We start from the raw sequence: 18,817 nt of genomic DNA, 5'->3' as shown, positions 1-18,817 counted from the left end.
CCTGTTACTCGGCGATCAGCCAGTCCATGCGCCAACTGCCAGCGCTCTGTGCCAGCTCCTTGGCCAGCCACGGCAGCAGCTCGCGCAGCTCGTCTTCCAGGCCCCACGGCGGATTGGCAATGGCCAGGCCAGAACCGTTCAGGCCCTGCGGGCTGTCCTGATGATGCACGTACAACTCGACCCGCAGCAGCTTGGGCGCGCCGGTACTGGTGAGGTCTTGGTAGAAGCGGGTCAGCGAGCGCTGGTCCTTGATCGGGTACCAGATGGCCGCGACGGTCTGACGCATGCGCCCGATCGCCTCCTTCACCGCCTGGGTGCAGCGTTTGAGCTCATCGGCCTGTTCGAACGGCGGGTCGATCAGCATGATCGCGCGCTTTTCCTGCACCGGCAGCAAGGCCCGCGGCACGTGCCAGCCTTCGCCCAGGTGCACGGTGACGCGCGGGTCTTTCCTCATGTTGTCCTTGAGCAGCGGCCCATCCTCGGGGTGCTTCTCGTTGAGCAGTGCGCGATCCTGCTGGCGCATCAGGCGCCGCGCCAGTTCCGGCGAGCCAGGGTAGTAGCGCAGTTCGCCGTCCGCGTTCAGGCGGCGGATGATGCGCAGGTAGTCGTCGGTCACCGCTGGCAGGTCGTCGCGACCCCAGAGTCGCGCTACCCCTTCCAGATACTCGCCGGTGCGCGTCGCCTGATCGCCCTGCAGGTCGTACAGACCGAGGCCGGCATGGGTGTCAAGGTAGGCGAACGGCTGCTCCTTGCGCGACATCAGGGCGATGAGGCGGGTCAGCACGATGTGCTTGAAGACGTCGGCGTGGTTGCCGGCATGGAAGGCGTGACGATAGTTCATGTGGGCTCCTGAGGAACCGGCAAGTTTACCTTGTCGGGCTGACGGCGTCAGGTGCGGTGGTCGGCGCTGGCCGAGTCGCGGGCAAGCCCGCGCTCGGCCTGTCGCTTACTTGTCGGCGTGGTAGGCCGCGTCAGCCGTCTCGAACCGCGAAACCATGCTGGCGCTCGGACGCCCCAGCTTGCTCACCACGACGATCGCGACGGTGGCGAACAGGAAGCCCGGAATGATCTCGTACAGCCCCAGCCCGACGTAGTTCTTCCACAGGATCACGGTCAGCGCACCGACCACGATACCCGCCAGCGCGCCATTGCGGGTCATGCCCTTCCACAGCACCGACAGCAGCACCACCGGGCCGAACGCCGCGCCGAAGCCCGCCCAGGCGTAGGCGACCAGGCCCAGCACGCGGTTGTCCGGATTGGCGGCCAGGGCGATGGCGATCAGCGCCACGGCCAGCACCATCAGGCGACCGACCCAAACCAGCTCGGTCTGCGAAGCGCCCTTGCGCAGGAAGGCTTTGTAGAAGTCCTCGGTCAGCGCACTGGAGCACACCAGCAGTTGGCAGCTCAGGGTGCTCATCACGGCAGCGAGAATGGCCGACAGCAGCACCCCGGCGATCCACGGGTTGAACAGGATCTTCGCCAGCTCGATGAAGATCCGCTCATGGTTTTCGGTCACCGGCCCGGCCAGGCCAGGATTGGCCGAGAAGTAGGCGATGCCGAAGAAGCCCACCGCGCAGGTACCGGTCAGGCACAGGATCATCCAGGTCATGGAGATGCGTCGGGCATTGGCGATGGACTTCACCGAGTCGGCCGCCATGAAGCGCGCCAGGATGTGCGGCTGGCCGAAATAGCCCAGGCCCCAGCCCATCAGCGAAATGATGCCGATGAAGGTGGCGCCGCGGAACATGTCGAAGTTGGCCGGGTTCTGCGCTTCGATGGCCAGCAGGGTGGTGTCGAAGCCGCCGGTGGAGATCAGCACGATGATCGGCGTGAGGATCAGCGCGAAGATCATCAGCGTGGCCTGCACGGTATCGGTCCAGCTCACCGCCAGGAAACCACCGACGAAGGTGTAGGCAATGGTCGCTGCTGCACCGGCCCACAACGCCGTCTCGTAGGACATGCCGAAGGTGCTTTCGAACAGGCGGGCGCCGGCGACGATGCCGGAAGCGCAGTAGATGGTGAAGAACACCAGGATGACGATGGCCGAGATCACCCGCAGCAGACCGCTGGTGTCTTCGAAACGGCTGGAGAAGAAGTCCGGCAGGGTCAGCGCATCGCCATTGTGTTCGGTCTGTACGCGCAATCGACCGGCGACGAACAGCCAGTTGAGGTAGGCGCCGACGGTCAGGCCGATGGCGATCCAGGCCTCGGACAGGCCCGACAGGTAGATGGCGCCCGGCAGCCCCATCAGCAACCAGCCACTCATGTCCGAAGCACCGGCCGACAAGGCGGTGACCACGCTGCCGAGACTGCGGCCGCCGAGAATGTAGTCGGAAAGATTCTTGGTCGAGCGATAGGCGGCGAAGCCGATCAGCACCATTGCTGCGATGTAGACCACGAAGGTGATCGTGATTGGATTGCCCATGGTTATGTCCTGGCGTTGTTGTTATCTCTCGCAACCACACACGACGAGGCGGTTGCACCCAGGCGGCGCATCCTATGCAACAACCTTCATCAGGTGCAACCACTTTTCATTTGCAAGTTGCACCCATAAATGCATTTTCAGATAAAATCGCTTTTTTGCTACTTTTTGCGACAAAAGCCAGGTTTTTAAGACGTTGAGGCAGCAAAAATCGACTACAGAAGGTTCCTTCAGAGACCGCCGGACGAGTTGCACCTTTTTCAGAAAAAAATTCGGGTTGCACCCGGTTGCACCTGCAAACGCCGCCCGCTAATCTTGCCGCCAGCTTAGCCACTCCCGTGGCAATAACGAGGATAAGAAATGGCGACGACCACCCTTGGGGTCAAACTCGACGACCCGACCCGTGAACGACTCAAAGCGGCTGCGCAGTCCATCGACCGCACCCCGCACTGGTTGATCAAGCAGGCGATCTTCAACTACCTGGAGAAGCTCGAGGGTGGTGCCAACCCCAACGACATCGACGGCCTGGCCGCCAGCAATGGCGACGATGCCGGCGACGTGCCGACCGACCACGCGCACCAATGCTTCCTCGAGTTCGCCGAGAGCATCCTGCCGCAATCGGTGCTGCGCGCGGCCATCACCGCCGCCTACCGCCGTCCCGAGCAGGAAGTGGTGCCGATGCTGCTGGAGCAAGCGCGCCTGAGCGCCCCGCTGGCCGAGGCCACCAACAAGATGGCTGCGGGGCTTGCCGACAAGCTGCGCCATCAGAAAAGCGCCAGCGGCCGTGCCGGCATCGTCCAAGGCCTGCTGCAGGAGTTCTCCCTGTCGTCCCAGGAAGGCGTGGCCCTGATGTGCTTGGCCGAGGCCTTGCTGCGCATCCCGGACAAAGGCACCCGCGATGCGCTGATCCGCGACAAGATCAGCACCGGCAACTGGCAACCGCACCTGGGCAACAGCCCGTCGCTGTTCGTCAACGCCGCCACCTGGGGCCTGTTGCTCACCGGCCGGCTGGTGTCCACCCACAACGAGTCCGGCCTGAGTTCTTCGCTCACCCGCATCATCGGCAAGAGCGGCGAGCCGATGATTCGCAAGGGCGTCGACATGGCCATGCGCCTGATGGGCGAGCAGTTCGTCACCGGCGAGACCATCGCCGAGGCCCTGGCCAACGCCAGCCGCTTCGAATCCAAGGGCTTCCGCTACAGCTACGACATGCTCGGCGAAGCCGCACTCACCGAGCACGACGCGCAGAAGTACCTGGCCTCCTACGAGCAGGCGATTCATTCGATCGGCAAGGCGTCCAACGGGCGCGGCATCTATGAAGGCCCGGGCATCTCGATCAAGCTCTCGGCGCTGCACCCGCGCTACAGCCGTGCGCAGTACGAACGCGTCATGGGCGAACTGTACCCGCGCCTGCTGTCGTTGACCTTGCTGGCCAAGCAGTACGACATCGGTCTGAACATCGACGCCGAAGAAGCCGACCGTCTGGAGCTGTCGCTGGACCTGCTCGAATGCCTGTGCTTCGAGCCGTCGCTGGCGGGCTGGAACGGCATCGGCTTCGTCATCCAGGCGTATCAGAAACGCTGCCCCTATGTGATCGACGCCATCATCGACCTGGCCAAGCGCAGCCGCCACCGCCTGATGATCCGCCTGGTCAAGGGCGCCTACTGGGACAGCGAGATCAAGCGCGCCCAGGTCGAAGGCCTGGAGGGCTACCCGGTCTACACTCGCAAGGTCTACACCGATGTCTCCTATATCGCCTGCGCGCGCAAGCTGCTGTCGGTGCCGGAAGCCATCTACCCCCAGTTCGCCACCCACAACGCCCACACCCTATCGGCCATCTACCACATCGCGGGTCAGAACTATTACCCAGGACAGTACGAATTCCAGTGCCTGCATGGCATGGGCGAGCCGCTGTACGAGCAGGTGGTCGGCAAGATCGCCGACGGCAAGCTGAACCGTCCGTGCCGCGTCTACGCGCCGGTCGGCACCCACGAAACCCTGTTGGCCTACCTGGTTCGGCGCCTGCTGGAAAATGGCGCCAACACCTCGTTCGTCAACCGCATCGCCGATCATTCCATTTCCATCCAGGAACTGGTCGCCGACCCGGTGCTGAGCATCGAGCGCATGGCCACCCAGGAAGGCAACGTCGGCCTGCCGCACCCGCGCATCCCGCTGCCGCGTGAGCTGTATGGCAGTGAGCGGGCCAACTCGGCCGGCATCGACATGGCCAACGAGCATCGCCTGGCTTCGCTGTCCTGCGCCCTGCTGGCCACCGCGCACACCGACTGGAATGCTTCGCCTCTGCTGGCCTGCACGGCCAGCGAAGGTGCCGTCGAGGCCGTGCTCAATCCCGCCGACCACCGCGACGTGGTGGGTCATGTGCAGGAGGCCAGCGTCGCCGACGTCGACAACGCCATCCAGTGCGCGCTGAACGCCGCCCCGATCTGGCAGGCCACCCCGCCGGCCGAGCGCGCGGCGATCCTGGAGCGCACTGCCGACCTGATGGAAGCCGAGATCCAACCGCTGATGGGCCTGCTCATCCGCGAGGCCGGCAAGACCTTCGCCAACGCCATCGCCGAAGTGCGCGAGGCCGTGGACTTCCTGCGCTACTACGCGGTGCAGGCGCGCACCGACTTCAGCAACGACGCCTGCCGCCCCTTGGGCCCGGTGGTGTGCATCAGCCCGTGGAACTTCCCGCTGGCGATCTTCACCGGCCAGGTGGCGGCGGCGCTGGCCGCTGGCAACCCGGTCCTGGCCAAGCCCGCCGAACAGACCCCGCTGATCGCCGCCCAGGCCGTGCGCCTGCTGCTCGAAGCGGGCATCCCCGAGGGCGTGCTGCAACTGCTGCCAGGGCGCGGCGAAACCGTCGGTGCCGGTCTGGTCGGTGACGAGCGGGTCAAAGGCGTGATGTTCACCGGTTCCACCGAGGTGGCGCGTCTGCTGCAACGCAATGTCGCCGGGCGCCTCGACGCCCAGGGTCGACCGATTCCGCTGATCGCCGAAACCGGCGGCCAGAACGCGATGATCGTCGACTCCTCGGCGCTCACCGAACAGGTGGTGATCGACGTCGTGTCCTCGGCCTTCGACAGCGCCGGCCAGCGCTGCTCGGCCCTGCGCGTGCTGTGCCTGCAAGAGGACTGCGCCGACCGGGTCATCGAAATGCTCAAGGGCGCCATGGCGCAGAACCGCATGGGCAACCCCGAGCGCCTGTCGGTGGACGTCGGCCCGGTGATCGACGCCGAGGCCAAGGCCGGCATCGAGAAGCACATCCAGGCCATGCGCGAGAAGGGCCGCAGCGTCTATCAGGTGGCCCTGGCCGAGGGCGAGGAATGCAAGCGTGGCACCTTCGTCATGCCGACCCTGATAGAACTGGAGAGCTTCGACGAGCTCAAGCGCGAAATCTTCGGCCCGGTGCTGCACGTGGTGCGCTACAACCGCAAGCACATCGACCAACTGATCGAACAGATCAACGCCTCTGGCTATGGCCTGACCCTGGGCGTGCACACCCGCATCGACGAAACCATCGCCAAGGTGGTGGACAAGGTCAATGCCGGCAACATGTACGTCAACCGCAACATCGTCGGCGCCGTGGTCGGCGTGCAGCCGTTCGGCGGTGAAGGCCTGTCCGGCACCGGTCCCAAGGCCGGTGGTCCGTTGTACCTGTACCGGTTGCTGTCGACCCGCCCGGCCGACGCCATCGCCCGGCACTTCCAGCGTACCGACGCACACGGCAAGGCCGACAACGCGCTGCACGAGCAACTGCTCAAGCCACTGCACGCACTCAAGACCTGGGCGTCCAGCCACCAGCCTGAGCTGGTCGCCCTGTGCGAGCAGTTCGCCGAGCAGTCGCAGAGCGGCATTACCCGTGTGCTGCCTGGCCCCACCGGCGAGCGCAACACCTACAGCGTGCTGCCCCGCGAGCACGTGCTGTGCCTGGCCGACAACGAAGCCGACCTGCTGACGCAGTTCGCAGCGGTGCTGGCGGTCGGCAGCTCGGCGCTGTGCAGCGATGGCGAGCCGGCCAAGGGCCTGCGCAGCCGCCTGCCGAAAGAGCTGCAAGGCAAGCTCAGGCTGGTGGCCGACTGGACCAAGGATGACGTGGCCTTCGACGCCGTCATCCACCACGGTCACTCCGACCAGCTCCGCGCAGTGTGCCAGCAGGTGGCCAAGCGTGCCGGTGCCATCGTCGGCGTGCACGGGTTGTCTAGCGGTGACCAGCAGATCGCCCTGGAGCGGCTGGTGATCGAGCGGGCGGTCAGCGTGAATACGGCGGCGGCGGGCGGTAACGCGAGCTTGATGACCATCGGCTAGGATCACGCGAGGCGATGAAAGCAGGCGCGTCTCGGGCGCGCCTGCTTTCGTTTGGCCACCGTTCAAGCCTGCTCACTGTTTGCTGGACGATCGCCAGAATTTTATCTTTGAGGCAAGTGAACGTTTGGTACTGACGGGCGCGACGGGAGTCACGTAGGAAATCTGCAACTTCTGAATCGTCGGATGTGCGTCCTGATAGTGGTAGGTAATCTCTCCACCCTGCCTGCCCACACGCAACACCGAAATCTGCTCGGCGGTCAGGCTCAGGTCGGCAGCCAGTTGCTCCGTTTCCGTGTACTTGAGACTGAAAATCTGCCGTGACCTGACAATGAGCGACCTGTCGCTCGGTGAAGGCTTCTCGATGATGTGCTCAGGGTCAGCTCCGGGGGCCTGCACCCAAGAAGCGCGGAACTGGCCTTGCTCGTCGAACGTGCCGCCAGCGGCTTCAATGCCGTAGCTCAGCACAGCCAATTCGGCGGCGTGGGCTTGGTGCGCAAGGGTAGAAACGATCTCTTTCTGCTGCCGGGTGAACAACTGATCGATGGTGTGTTCGCTTAACGGCTTTTCCTGGCCACCCTCAATCACCGTGTAACTGCTGCGAGGCAGGTCCTTGGCGAACTGCTCGGTCACTCCAAGTGTACGTGCACGCTGGGCATCGGGGCCGAGCTGACCACGCCCATCATCGCCCAGCGCACCGATCACTTGCTCAGAGGGCAACGGCTGGTAGGCGGGCACTTCCCGTTGCCAATACACCTTCAACCTCAATCGCCCCAGTGAATGCTCGCTGACATTGCCCTTGAGGACGACACCTTCAGGCGCAGCCTTGAAAATCTCTGGAAAGTCGATGACTTTATCCAAAGCACTGAAATCCGGGCCAAATTCGCTTTCGAAACTCTGCAAGCCGTCGTCATCCCGACGGGTAACGGGGTTATTACGTACCCGGCAATACAGATTGAGGCCATCGACTGCACCCGCTGGATCGGCACTCAGCCAACGCCCTGCCCAGGGCTGATAGTAGCGTTGGCCATAGTAGTAAAGCCCAGTGACATCTCGCTCCTTGCCACCATGGCCCAACGTCTTGTAATTCGCCTCGAGCTTATTTCGCGCCAGGCAAAATGCCGTGCCGCCGTAGGGATAGTAGTCTTCGTGGCTGATCAAGCGACCATCCCCGTCGATTTCCAAAATGCTGCTACCCAAAGGGGTGTCGTAGCTGTAGCGCAGTTGATCGTTCTGTAAACCCGGGGGGGCGGCGTTGGACCAATATAAAAGCCGAACTTGGGCATACCCGCCCCCTCCGACCTTGAGTATCTGTAGCTCCTCTTCGACACGCGCATTGCTGACAGTGCGGCGTAATTCGAGCCCTGGCAGATAAATGACGCGCTGCCTGCGCCGGCTCGCAGAAGCCCACTGCGTATTGATCTTCGTGATTCGCTGACTATCGCCGTCGTAGCGGTAGTGCTCGCTGTCGTCCTGTTGCGACTGTTCGCGCTGCACCGAAACCACGTGACGCAGTTCGCCGTTCGACGTCCAGAGCAATGGCTGATTAGGTAGCAGCATGGCCTGATGCCCACTCGCTGTGAATGCGGCTTGCGCTTCAGCGGGGCTGCTCGCCATCGTGTCGAGTACCGCCCGGTTACTGCGGTCACTGACCATCATGCCCACGACATAGCAGCGACTGCTGGCGGGCGAGAGGTGCACCGTGCGCATCAAATTGCCGGCTGCGTCGTAGGTAAAGTCTCGGCTATAGCCGGTCAGGAGGGTCTGGTCGCTTGCGCCAACCTGGCAGTCTTTGGACAATTCTGGTGCAGCCTCGCCCTGGGCGTGTTCACGCCCCGAAGCGCTGACCAGTTGATAGAGGCTGTCGTAGCGGTAGGTCTTTTTGGGTACCACCTTCTGGTTTCGCCAGAAGCTGGCAACGTCGGTCATGTCCAACTCCCCGACCAGGTTACCGACCGGATCGAAGGTATAGCGCACGTCCTGCAATACTTTCATGCCGCGCGCATGAGCCGCTGGCCGCTCGATGCGTCGGCCGGTCTGACGTCGCGTGGTGGGGTCGTGAAAGTACTGGGTCAATACACCGTTACCGTGCAGCTCAGACGCTTTGGCGCCACAGGCCAGGTAACTCAGCGAGCGCACGATTTCGCGTTCTGGCGCCCCTTTGCGAGACAGCCACGCAGCCTTGAGGTGACCCGCAATGTCGCAAGCCACGCGCTGCCGGTTTCCGGCGGCATCGGTGACACTTGAAACGGCTGCGCAGGCATCCACCACCGCGCACGTCGTGTAGGCGAACTCGACCGATTCCAGCGCCCGATCCCAGTCACTGGCCGTCTCCCCTCGCCAGTGCGCAGTGGTCTGCTCATCATCACCGTGCTCAAGAAGCCGCCGCGTGAACGCAATAGGTGTGCCGGTAAGGGCAGCCCCCTCGAGCAGCGCAAGTCCAGCACCGTCATAACGGCCGACACACCGCCCCGCCAGGTTCGACGCACATTCCGATGCACTGCCACCGCCGTAAACGAAGCGTTGGACGATGCGCGGATCACCGCCCGCTTGAGTATCGGTAATGCTCACCAGCCGCCCGGGCGAACCGGCAGTTTCATAGGCCAGACTGCGTACGACCACTTGGCCGCAGTCGTCGCGACCATCCGCATCGGCGGCGATCGCACTGAACCGTACGAGAGGGCGACCGAGGATATCGGCGAGGGCTACACAAATGCCGGCGTCAGCACGCTCAGCGCGCACTGGCCTGCCAATGAGATCGTTCGCAAACGTAAAGTTCACCCGGCCCGATTTAGCCAGACGCGGATCGACGCTGCGCTCAAGCACACCTCGGCGATCGTACCCGTGGCACGTGACGCGCTGATCGGTGCGCTCCAAGCTCCGGTCATGGCGATGATAGACAATTTCCCGGACCGTCAGTCTCCCTGCAAAGACTTGTACTCGGGGCGTGTTGTGGGCAACCAACGGCGCAGAGCAGGTCATCGAGCGTCCTCCAATCGACATACGCATCCGCGCCAATCTCAACCACGGTGTGCTTTGCATACTAGCGTCGCAAAACCTCGGCGGCACCTGGCAGAACTGTCAGTCCCGCAGCACCACCTGACCCTGCACCGCCATCGTGCTTTTGAAGCGCTATCACCCACATCCATTAGCCTGTGCGGTAACGGTCATCGCCACTAGACTCGGCGCATCCCGATTCCAGGAATGCCGCCATGTCCGAGCAACTCCTCAGCAGCCGCAACCTTGCGTTCGAACTCTATGAAGTCCTCGATGCCGAGGCCCTGACCGCCCGCCCGCGTTTCGCCGAGCACAACCGCGAAACCTTCGACGCCGCGCTGGGCACTGCGCGCAGCCTGGCGGAAAAGTACTTCGCCCCGCACAACCGCAAAGGCGACGAGCACGAACCGCGCTATGTGGACGGCCGGGCTGAGTTGATCGCGGAGGTCAAACCCGCCGTGCAGGCGTTTCTCGACGCGGGCTTGCTCAATGCCAACCGCGACTTCGACGTCGGCGGCATGCAGTTGCCGAGCCTGGTCTCGCAAGCCTGCTTCGCCCACTTTCAGGCCGCCAACGCCGGCACCACCGCCTACCCGTTCCTGACCATGGGCGCGGCCAATCTGATCGAAAGCTTCGGCGACGAAACGCAGAAGCGGTTGTTCCTGCAACCGATGATCGACGGCCGCTTCTTCGGCACCATGGCCCTCACCGAACCCCATGCCGGCTCGTCGCTGGCAGACATCCGCACCCGCGCCGAGCCCGTTGGCGACGGCAGCTACCGGCTCAAGGGCAACAAGATCTTCATCTCCGCCGGGGACCACGAGTTATCGGAGAACATCGTGCACATGGTCCTGGCCAAGCTGCCGGACGCCCCGGCCGGGGTGAAGGGCATTTCCCTGTTCATCGTGCCCAAGTACCGGGTCGACGCCGACGGTCGCCTCGGCGCGCGCAACGACGTGACGCTGGCCGGGCTGTTCCACAAGATGGGCTGGCGCGGCACCACCTCCACGGCGCTGAACTTCGGCGATAACGGCCAGTGCATCGGCTATCTGGTCGGCCAGCCGCACCAAGGCCTGGCGTACATGTTCCAGATGATGAACGAGGCGCGCATCGGCGTCGGCATGGGCGCAGTGATGCTCGGCTACGCCGGCTACCTGTACTCGCTGGACTATGCTCGTCAGCGCCCCCAGGGCCGTCAGGTGGACAACAAAGACCCGCACAGCCCGCCGGTGCCGATCATCGAGCATGCCGACGTGCGGCGCATGCTGCTGATGCAGAAGGCCTACGTGGAAGGCGCCTTCGACCTGGGGCTGTACGCCGCGCGGCTGTTCGACGACACCCACACCGCGCCCGATGCAACCACTCGCGAGCAGGCCCAGCAACTGCTCGACCTGCTCACCCCCATCGTCAAATCCTGGCCATCGGCGTTCTGCCTCAAGGCCAACGAACTGGCGATCCAGATCCTCGGCGGCCACGGCTACACCCGCGACTATCCGGTGGAGCAGTACTACCGCGACAACCGCCTGAACCCGATTCACGAGGGCACCGAGGGTATCCAGTCGCTCGACCTGCTGGGGCGTAAGCTGGCGCAGAACGGCGGTGCCGGGCTCAAGCACCTGATCCGCCTGATCGCCGCCACCGCCGAGCGCGCCAGCCATCACCCCAACCTGGATGCGCTGCGCCAGCCGCTGGAGCAGTTGGTCAATCGCTTGCAGGCCGCAACCCTGGCCCTGCTCGGCGATCTGGCCCAGGGCAAGGCGGCGGCTGCGCTGGCCAATTCTGCGCTGTACCTCAAGGTGTTCGGTCACTGCGTGATCGGCTGGCGCTGGCTGGAGCAGGCGATCCACGCCGAGCTCGGGTTGCTCAAGGAAGTAGAAGCCGATCGCGATTTCTATCAGGGCAAACTGCAAGCGGCGCGTTATTTTCTGATCTGGGAGGTGCCAGGCTGCCATACTGAGCTCGCCTTGCTCGAGGCACGTGACGACACGTGCCTGGGCATGCACGAGGGGTGGTTCTAGGGGGAGCCACCGTGTACCGGAGGTTCTTGCATGTTCGATTCCAGCGCCCTGCTGCGCCAGCGCTTCGCCGGGCTGCGCAGCACGGCCGACGTCTTTTCGCTGCGCCACGTCAAGCAAGCGCACCAATCGCTGTCGGTGCGGCGTAACGTCGCCGAGCCACCGTCGTTCAGCCAGGACGAGGGCGCCATGCTCAGCGTTCGGCTCAACGGCGTGGAAGCCTACGCGGCCACCGCCGACCTGTCGCAAGCCGGACTGCAACGTGCGCTGGAGCAGGCCGAGGCCCTGGCCCGGCAGATCGCCGGCCACCACCTGCTCGATCTGCGCCAGCAGCCGGTGCCCAGCCAACGTCACGACCACGTCTCGCCCAACTTCGAGCAGGCCCTGCCCAACCTGGCCGACTGCCTTGAGCTGCTGGCCGCCGAATCGGCCAGCGTGCCCAAGGACGCACGCCTGGTGGACTGGCAGGCGAGCCTTGGCATCACCCTGGTCGAGCAGACCTACCTGAACTCGGCCGGTGCGCAGTTGCGCCATGCGCAGCGCTTCGTCTTCCCCGGCCTGGGCGTCACCGCCAGCGATGGCCAGGACAGCCAGAGCCGCACCCTGGGCCGGGAGAACTTCGGCCAACAGGGCGGCTTCGAGGTCATCGAACGCTGCGGCCTGGTAGGCGCGGCCCGACGCGTGGCCGACGAGGCCCTGCAGTTGCTGCTGGCGCCCAACACCCCCAGCGGCGTGCGCGACCTGCTGTTGATGCCCGACCAGATGATGCTGCAAATCCACGAGTCCATCGGCCACCCCTTGGAGATGGACCGCATCCTCGGTGACGAGCGCAATTACGCCGGCACCAGCTTCGTCAAGGCCAGCGACTTCGGCCATCTGCAATACGGCTCGGCGCTGCTCAACGTCACCTTCGACCCGACCCTGCCGGAAGAGCTGGCCAGCTACAGCTTCGACGACGACGGCACACCCGCCAGCAAGCAGTTCCTGATTCGCCAGGGCACGCTGTTGCGGCCGCTAGGCGGCGCCCTCTCGCAACTACGCTCCGGCCTCGACGGCGTGGCCAACAGCCGTGCCTGCGGCTGGAACCGCGCCCCCATCGACCGCATGGCCAACCTCAACATCGAACCGGGCGAGCACTCGCTGGAGCAACTCATCGCGGGCATCGAGCACGGCATCCTCATGCGTACCAACCGTTCCTGGTCCATCGACGACGCGCGCAACAAGTTCCAGTTCGGCTGCGAATGGGGCCAGCTCATCGAGCACGGCCAACTCAAGGGCGTGGTCAAGAACCCCAACTACCGCGGCATCTCCGCGCAGTTCTGGCGCAACCTCTCGGCGGTGGGCGACCGCAGCACCTTCCAGGTGCTCGGCACCCCGAACTGCGGCAAGGGCGAGCCCAACCAGGTCATCCGCGTCGGCCACGCCTCGCCGGCCTGCGTGTTCCGCCAGATCGACGTATTCGGAGGAGACGCCTGATGAGCACTTCGTATCGACATCGCTTCGAGCACCTGCACGGCGCCCTGCGCGACGCCGTGCATCCCGGCGAGCAGTTCACCCTTGGCTACAGCGCCGAGCAGTCGCGTTTCGTGCGCTTCAACCAGGCCAAGGTGCGTCAGGCCGGCGATGTCAGCCAGGCCAGTGCGAGCCTGCGCCTGGTGCGTGACGGCCGTCAGGCCGAGCAGCAGTTCACCCTGGGCGAAGACCCGCAACTCGACCGCCAGCGCCTGCACGACGCGCTGGCGCAACTGCGCCAGACCTTGCCGCTGCTGCCCGCCGATCCCTACCTGAAACTGGACGAGGGCGCCTGGCATAGCCACAGCGTGCAAGAGGAGCCCCTGCCCGACTTCGACGAAGTGCTGGCTCTGGTCGAGCAGCAGGCCGGCGACCTGGACCTGGTCGGCATCTATGCCGCCGGTCCCCTCTGCCGGGGCTTCGCCAGTTCCTATGGCGCCTTCGGCTGGCACCAGGCCAACAGCTTCAATTTCGACTGGAGCCTGTTCCACGCCAACGGCCAGGCGGTGAAAGCCAACTATGCCGGCCAGACCTGGAGCGCCGAGGCCTTTGCCACGCGCCTGCGGCTGGCGCGCGAGCAACTGCAGCACCTGGGCCGCCCCGCCATCACCCTCGAACCCGGCAGCTACCGCGCCTACCTGGCCCCCGCGGCCATGGACGAGATCGCCGGCATGCTGGGCTGGGGCGGCTTTTCAGCCCAGGCCCTGGCCACTGGCAACAGCCCGCTGCAACGCCTGTACAACGGCGATGCCCGGCTCAGCCCGCTGGTGAGCGTCGCCGAGCAGGTCAGCGGCTCGCTGAGCCCAGCGTTCTCCGACGAAGGCTCGCCCCGCCAGGACCTGGCCCTGATTGGCGAAGGCCGCGCCCTCGAGCGCCTGACCAGCGCGCGCAGCGCCGCCGAATTCGCCCTGCTGGCCAACGGTGCCGACAGTTACGAGGCGCCCTGCGCGCTGAGCCTGGCCCCCGGATCGCTGGCCACGGCGGACATCCTCGAACACCTCGGCACTGGCCTGTACATCAGCAACCTGTGGTACCTGAACTACTCCGACCTGCCCGCCGCGCGCATGACCGGCCTGACCCGCTTCGCCACCTTCTGGGTAGAGGACGGGCAGATCCAGGGACCGGTGAGCACCATGCGCTTCGACGACAGCCTGTACAACCTGCTGGGCGAACGGCTGGAAGCGCTGACCTGCGAGCGCGAGTTGATCCTGTCCACCAGCACCTACGGACAGCGGCAGACCGGATCGAGTCATTTGCCCGGCGCGCTGGTCAGAGGATTGACATTGACATTGTGATTGACCCTGCCGGCCCTATCGCCACCGCGATCGATCCGCGCCAGGGCCGGCACAGGCAGAAGAGGACGTCATGCCCGAACGCGCCCCGCTCGACCCCACCACCGCCCGCTGGCTCCCCTGGGTGGTGGCCATCGCTTTCTTCATGCAGTCGCTCGACGGCACCATCCTCAACACCGCGCTGCCCGCCATGGCCCGCTCGCTGGCCGAAGACCCGTTGCGCATGCAGGGCGTGATCATCGCCTACATGCTCACCGTGGCCCTGCTGATCCCCGCCTCCGGCTGGATCGCCGACCGCTTCGGCACCAAGCGCATCTTCTTCGGCGCGATCCTGCTGTTCAGCGTCGGCTCGCTGCTGTGCGCGGCGGCCAACAGCCTGGGCTTTCTGATCTTCGCGCGGGTCATCCAAGGCCTGGGCGGTGCACTGATGCTGCCGGTCGGGCGCCTGGTGGTGCTGCGCGCCTACCCGCGCTCGGAACTGGTGCGGATCATGAGCTTCATCACCATCCCCGGCCTGCTTGGGCCGCTGCTCGGCCCGACCGTGGGTGGCTGGCTGGTGGAAATCCTCAGTTGGCACTGGATCTTCCTGCTCAACCTGCCGGTCGGCGCGCTGGGCTGCTATGCGGTGTGGAAATTCATCCCGGACCTGCGCGGCAGCGAGCGCACCACCTTCGACGGCCCAGGCTTCCTGCTGTTCGGCGCGGCGATGGTGCTGATCACCATCGCCATGGAGGGCCTGGGCGAACTGCACCTGCCGCACCTGCGGGTGATGCTGCTGCTGTTCGCCGGCATGGCCTGCCTGGCCGCTTACTGGCTGCGCGCCGGACGCGACCCCGAGCCGCTGTTCTCGCCCAGCCTGTTCCGCGTGCGCACCTTCGCCATCGGCATCCTCGGCAACCTGTTCGCCCGCCTGGGCAGCGGCGCCTTGCCCTTCTTGGTGCCGCTGCTGCTGCAAGTGGCGCTGGGCTACTCGCCGGCGCAGGCGGGCATGAGCATGATCCCGCTGGCGGCCGCAGCGATGCTGGCCAAGTCGGTGGCACGTCCGCTGATCGAGCGCCTGGGCTACCGCATCATCCTCACTGGCAACACCCTGCTGCTCGGCGTGATGCTGGCCAGCCTCGGCCTGGTCGACGAGCAGACGCCGTACTGGCTGCTGCTGGTGCAACTGGGCGTGTTGGGCGCGGTGAACTCGCTGCAGTTCACGGCCATGAACACCGTGACCCTGATCGACCTGGACGATGTCAGCGCCAGCAGCGGCAACAGCCTGCTGTCGGTGGTCGCGCAACTGTCGCTGAGCCTGGGCGTGGCCTGCGCCGGCGCCCTGCTCGGTGGTTTCACCGCCTCAGGCAATGCCGACGGCGTGGAAACCACCTTGGGGGCGTTCCAGCTCACCTTCCTGACCATCGGTTTGATGGCGATGCTGGCCGCGGCGATCTTCCTGCAGCTTTCGCCGACGGACGGCCGGCGTACCCGTCGTCCGGAAGAGCACGTGGAAACGTAGGGGGAATCGCCAGGGGCTGGTAGACTGTGCGGCATTTTTCGCTTCGCACCGCAGGCCAGTCCCGTGACCACCGACTCCACCGCTTTCGCTTCCCTGCCGCTGTCCGCCGCCATGCTGGCCAACCTGGATGCCCTGGGTTATGCCGCGATGACCCCGATCCAGGCGCAGAGCCTGCCGGTCATCCTCAAGGGCCAGGACCTGATCGCCCAGGCCAAGACCGGCAGCGGCAAGACCGCCGCCTTCGGCATCGGCCTGCTCAACCCGATCAACCCGCGCTACTTCGGCTGCCAGGCGCTGGTGCTGTGCCCCACCCGCGAGCTCGCCGACCAGGTGGCCAAGGAACTGCGTCGCCTGGCCAGGGCCGAGGACAACATCAAGATCCTCACCCTGTGCGGCGGCGTCTCGCTCGGCCCGCAGATCGCCTCGCTGGAACACGGCGCGCACATCATCGTCGGCACCCCAGGGCGCATCCAGCAGCACCTGGACAAGGGCACCCTGGACCTCAAGGGCCTCAACACCCTGGTGCTGGACGAAGCCGACCGCATGCTCGACATGGGCTTCTTCGACGCCATCGCCGCGATCATCGGCAAGACCCCCTCGCGGCGCCAGACCCTGCTGTTCTCGGCCACCTACCCGGCCGGCATCGAGCAACTGGCCGCGGACTTCATGCGCGCGCCGCAGCAGGTCAAGGTCGAGAGCCAGCACAGCGACAGCCAGATCGAGCAGCGCTTCATCGAGATCGACCCACAGCAGCGCCTGGAGGCGGTCACCCGCGTGCTCGGCCACTACCGTCCGCAGTCGTGCGTGGCGTTCTGCTTCACCAAGCAGCAGTGCGAAGACCTGGTTATCCACCTCACCGCCAAGGGCATCGTCGCCCAGGCCCTGCACGGCGACCTGGAACAGCGCGACCGCGATCAGGTGCTGACGATGTTCGCCAACCGCAGCAGCTCGGTGCTGGTGGCCACCGATGTGGCCGCTCGCGGCCTGGACATCGATGGCCTGGACCTGGTGATCAACGTCGAACTGGCGCGCGATGCCGAGATTCACGTGCACCGCGTCGGACGTACCGGCCGCGCCGGTGAGAAAGGGATGGCGATCAGCCTGGTGGCGCCGGCCGAAGGCCATCGCGCCCAGGCCATCGAAGACTTGCAGAAGCGCCCGCTGCGCTGGGAGCCGCTGGACGGCCTCAAGCACAAGGGTGGCGAGCCCCTGCTGCCGCCGATGACCACCCTGTGCATCGGTGCCGGGCGCAAGGACAAGCTGCGCCCAGGCGACATCCTCGGTGCGCTGACCGGCGACGCCGGGCTGCCGGGCAAGCAAGTGGGCAAGATCGCCATCTTCGACTTCGTCGCCTTCGTGGCGGTGGAGCGAGCGGTGGCCAAGCAGGCGATGCAGCGGCTCAACAGCGGCAAGATCAAGGGCCGCGCGCTCAAGGTCCGCATCATCTAACCCCTTGGCAAGCTCCCTTTTCGACTCCAGACAGGTTCACACCGTGCACTCCACCGACGTGATCATCATTGGCGCCGGCGCCGCCGGCCTGATGTGCGCACACCTCAGCGCGCGCCGCGGTCGCCGCGTGCTGCTGCTCGACCATGCCAACAAGCCCGGCAAGAAGATCCTCATGTCCGGCGGCGGGCGCTGCAACTTCACCAATATGTACACCGAGCCGGCCAACTTCCTGTCGCAGAACCCACACTTCTGCAAGTCGGCCCTGGCCCGCTACACCCAGTGGGACTTCATCGAACTGGTGGCCCGCCACGGCGTGCCGTACCACGAGAAGAAGCTCGGCCAACTGTTCTGCGACAACAAGTCCAGCGACATCCTCGACATGCTCCTGGCCGAGTGCGACGCCGCCGGTGCCGAGCTGCGCATGAACACGCAGATCGAACGGATCGACAAGACCGACGACGGCTACCGCCTGCACACCAGCGCCGGACCGTTCGCCTGCCAGTCGCTGGTGATCGCCACCGGCGGCCTGTCGATCCCGACCTTGGGCGCCACCGGCTTCGGTTACCAGGTCGCCCGCCAGTTCGGCCACACCCTGCTGCCGACCCGCGCTGCGCTGGTGCCGTTCACCGTCACCGAGCCCCAACTCAAGGCACTGTGCAGCGAGCTGTCCGGCACCTCGCTGGACTGCATCGCCCATTGCAATGGCGTGAGCTTTCGCGAAAACCTGCTGTTCACCCACCGTGGCCTGAGCGGCCCGGCGATCCTGCAGATTTCTTCGTATTGGGAAAGCGGCGACACCGTCGAGCTCAACCTGCTGCCCGACCACGACGCGCTGCAATGGCTGCAACATCAGCAGGCCGAGCGCCCCAACAGCGAGCTCAAGACCGTGCTGGGCGAGGTATTCACCCGCAAGCTGGCGAACTTGCTGGCCGAGCAGTGGTTCGTCTCCAGGCCGTTGAAGCAGTACACCCCGGCGGAACTGGCGCAGATCGCCGAAAAGCTGTCGGCCTGGCAGGTGGTGCCGGCCGGCACCGAGGGCTATCGCACGGCGGAAGTGACCCTGGGCGGCGTGGACACCCGCGAAGTGTCGTCCAAGACCCTGGAGTCGTTGAAGAGTCCGGGGCTGTACTTCATTGGCGAGGTGCTGGATGTCAGCGGCCACCTGGGCGGCTTCAATTTCCAGTGGGCCTGGGCCTCGGCCAACGCCGCGGCGCAGTTCGTCTGAGGTAGAATCCGCTGCGCACGGAACGGTTATTGCTGGATCGTGCAAGGCTACTTCCGGGGCCGCTGTGCGGCCCCGAACCCGATCAGAACTCCCTTT

General features: G+C 65.3%; 11 protein-coding genes. 7 read left to right on the top strand and 4 right to left on the bottom strand.

Annotated elements, in window-relative coordinates:
- Positions 1–4: 4 nt before the first annotated feature.
- The 3 genes from Q6A47_RS12210 to Q6A47_RS12200 form a co-directional block, all read right to left on the bottom strand.
- Positions 5–841: a 23S rRNA (adenine(2030)-N(6))-methyltransferase RlmJ gene (locus Q6A47_RS12210; protein ID WP_304484435.1), complete on the bottom strand. Its 837-nt coding sequence runs from the start codon at positions 839–841 to the stop codon at positions 5–7.
- A 105-nt stretch (positions 842–946) separates the two neighbouring features.
- Positions 947–2,425 carry a sodium/proline symporter PutP gene (gene putP / locus Q6A47_RS12205; RefSeq protein WP_369811484.1) on the bottom strand — a complete coding sequence of 493 codons (1,479 nt, stop codon included), beginning with the start codon at positions 2,423–2,425 and terminating at the stop codon, positions 947–949.
- 106 nt (positions 2,426–2,531) lie between these two features.
- On the bottom strand, positions 2,532–2,705 hold the full coding sequence (locus tag Q6A47_RS12200; protein WP_304484434.1) for a hypothetical protein: 174 nt from the start codon (positions 2,703–2,705) through the stop codon (positions 2,532–2,534).
- Between the two features lie 77 nt (positions 2,706–2,782).
- On the opposite strand from Q6A47_RS12200, the gene putA reads away from it, so the two are divergent.
- Positions 2,783–6,733, top strand: coding sequence for a trifunctional transcriptional regulator/proline dehydrogenase/L-glutamate gamma-semialdehyde dehydrogenase (gene putA / locus Q6A47_RS12195; RefSeq protein WP_304484433.1), 3,951 nt, complete (start codon positions 2,783–2,785; stop codon positions 6,731–6,733).
- A 72-nt stretch (positions 6,734–6,805) separates the two neighbouring features.
- Here putA and Q6A47_RS12190 read toward each other — a convergent pair whose 3' ends face one another.
- Positions 6,806–9,607 carry an RHS repeat-associated core domain-containing protein gene (locus tag Q6A47_RS12190; protein ID WP_304484432.1) on the bottom strand — a complete coding sequence of 934 codons (2,802 nt, stop codon included), beginning with the start codon at positions 9,605–9,607 and terminating at the stop codon, positions 6,806–6,808.
- Positions 9,608–9,942: 335 nt separating this feature from the next.
- Here Q6A47_RS12190 and Q6A47_RS12185 point away from each other — a divergent pair, with 335 nt between their 5' ends.
- The 6 genes from Q6A47_RS12185 to Q6A47_RS12160 all read left to right on the top strand — a co-directional run bounded on the left by Q6A47_RS12185 (position 9,943) and on the right by Q6A47_RS12160 (position 18,721).
- The gene (locus Q6A47_RS12185) at positions 9,943–11,745 is read left to right on the top strand and encodes an acyl-CoA dehydrogenase (protein ID WP_116887438.1); all 1,803 of its coding nucleotides are present in this window, start codon (positions 9,943–9,945) and stop codon (positions 11,743–11,745) included.
- Between the two features lie 30 nt (positions 11,746–11,775).
- Entirely contained in the window at positions 11,776–13,218 is a 1,443-nt protein-coding gene (locus Q6A47_RS12180; protein ID WP_295486745.1) for a TldD/PmbA family protein, read from the top strand.
- A complete protein-coding gene (locus Q6A47_RS12175; RefSeq protein ID WP_304484431.1) occupies positions 13,218–14,549 on the top strand; it encodes a TldD/PmbA family protein in 1,332 nt (443 codons plus the stop codon). The genes Q6A47_RS12180 and Q6A47_RS12175 overlap by 1 nt, the downstream gene beginning before the upstream one ends.
- A gap of 70 nt (positions 14,550–14,619) precedes the next feature.
- Complete coding sequence (mdtD, locus tag Q6A47_RS12170) at positions 14,620–16,047, top strand: multidrug transporter subunit MdtD (RefSeq protein WP_295486740.1); 1,428 nt, start codon at positions 14,620–14,622, stop codon at positions 16,045–16,047.
- Positions 16,048–16,158: 111 nt separating this feature from the next.
- Entirely contained in the window at positions 16,159–17,496 is a 1,338-nt protein-coding gene (gene dbpA, locus Q6A47_RS12165; protein ID WP_304484463.1) for an ATP-dependent RNA helicase DbpA, read from the top strand.
- A 43-nt stretch (positions 17,497–17,539) separates the two neighbouring features.
- On the top strand, positions 17,540–18,721 hold the full coding sequence (locus Q6A47_RS12160) for a BaiN/RdsA family NAD(P)/FAD-dependent oxidoreductase (protein WP_304484430.1): 1,182 nt from the start codon (positions 17,540–17,542) through the stop codon (positions 18,719–18,721).
- Positions 18,722–18,817 lie beyond the last annotated feature (96 nt).

Origin of the sequence: Pseudomonas boreofloridensis (assembly GCF_030580795.1) — a bacterium.
GTDB classification, from domain to species: domain Bacteria; phylum Pseudomonadota; class Gammaproteobacteria; order Pseudomonadales; family Pseudomonadaceae; genus Aquipseudomonas; species Aquipseudomonas boreofloridensis.
This window is presented reverse-complemented; position numbering and strand designations above follow the sequence as displayed.

Coding starts and splice junctions, on each gene's coding strand:
- Q6A47_RS12185 (WP_116887438.1), top strand. CDS start 9,943: ATGTCCGAGCAACTCCTCAGCAGCCGCAACCTTGCGTTCGAACTCTAT.
- putP (WP_369811484.1), bottom strand. CDS start 2,425: ATGGGCAATCCAATCACGATCACCTTCGTGGTCTACATCGCAGCAATG.
- Q6A47_RS12180 (WP_295486745.1), top strand. CDS start 11,776: ATGTTCGATTCCAGCGCCCTGCTGCGCCAGCGCTTCGCCGGGCTGCGC.
- Q6A47_RS12175 (WP_304484431.1), top strand. CDS start 13,218: ATGAGCACTTCGTATCGACATCGCTTCGAGCACCTGCACGGCGCCCTG.
- putA (WP_304484433.1), top strand. CDS start 2,783: ATGGCGACGACCACCCTTGGGGTCAAACTCGACGACCCGACCCGTGAA.
- Q6A47_RS12210 (WP_304484435.1), bottom strand. CDS start 841: ATGAACTATCGTCACGCCTTCCATGCCGGCAACCACGCCGACGTCTTC.
- mdtD (WP_295486740.1), top strand. CDS start 14,620: ATGCCCGAACGCGCCCCGCTCGACCCCACCACCGCCCGCTGGCTCCCC.
- dbpA (WP_304484463.1), top strand. CDS start 16,159: ATGCTGGCCAACCTGGATGCCCTGGGTTATGCCGCGATGACCCCGATC.